The organism is Streptomyces sp. URMC 126, assembly GCF_051386555.1.
Classification (GTDB): domain Bacteria; phylum Actinomycetota; class Actinomycetes; order Streptomycetales; family Streptomycetaceae; genus Streptomyces.
In genome coordinates this window covers 1-284 of sequence record NZ_JBPQTX010000781.1, presented here as the reverse complement: position 1 = coordinate 284, position 284 = coordinate 1, and the positions used below count along the sequence as shown (strand labels likewise).

The following is a 284-nucleotide window of genomic DNA, read 5'->3' as shown; positions in this document are numbered from 1 at the left end:
CAACTACGTGCTGCTTACCTGGCTCACCGCAACGGGCGTCGGACTGGTGGTCGCGAAGGTGCTGGTCGAGATCGGGCTCTTCGTGGCGGCCTATCAGGTACAACGCAGCTTCGTCTTCGGCAGCGGCGCGGCACAGACCCGCGTCGAACGCCCAGCGCCCCGTGCGTCGGCTCTTGTGCGCTGAGTCACCGGCTGGCCTGGAGTGTCGGTTGGTCGAGGGTGTCGGGACCCCCGGCTTGGTCGAGACCCGGCTGGTCGAGCTTGTCGAGACCTCGGTGGCCGAA

At 67.6% G+C, this 284-nt stretch carries 1 protein-coding gene; it reads left to right on the top strand.

Translation table 11 applies throughout. The features are described from left to right. A partial coding sequence (locus ACSNOK_RS33890; protein ID WP_436784588.1) for a hypothetical protein occupies window positions 1-184 on the top strand: 184 nt, incomplete at its 5' end. Window positions 185-284: the final 100 nt, after the last annotated feature.